Origin of the sequence: Herbaspirillum sp. UBA812 (genome assembly GCF_002296545.1) — a bacterium.
Lineage (GTDB): Bacteria > Pseudomonadota > Gammaproteobacteria > Burkholderiales > Burkholderiaceae_D > Herbaspirillum > Herbaspirillum huttiense.
Genome location: NZ_DBIC01000343.1, coordinates 16,175 through 16,386, shown reverse-complemented (window position 1 = coordinate 16,386; position 212 = coordinate 16,175). Strand labels below are relative to the sequence as shown.

The window sequence follows — 212 nt, the reverse complement described above, 5'->3', positions numbered from 1 at the left end:
AGCCGCAGTTCTGGGTGGCGACCACACTGGTGATTTCGGCCATCGGCATGGCGGTCTCGGCTTCGGCCGGTCCGGTGATCGGCTTCGTGGCGGTGTGCTTTGCCGGCATCGGTTTCAAGGCCGCTTCGTCCTTGTTCTGGCCCATTCCGCAGGCTTATCTGGACGCGCGCATTGCGGCAGCGGTGCTGGCGCTGATCAATTCGCTGGGCAAC

Annotated in this window: 1 pseudogene; it reads left to right on the top strand. The window is 64.2% G+C overall.

The features are described from left to right. Positions 1-212 (top strand): annotated as a pseudogene (locus tag B3873_RS23145) (MFS transporter); the annotation flags it as partial.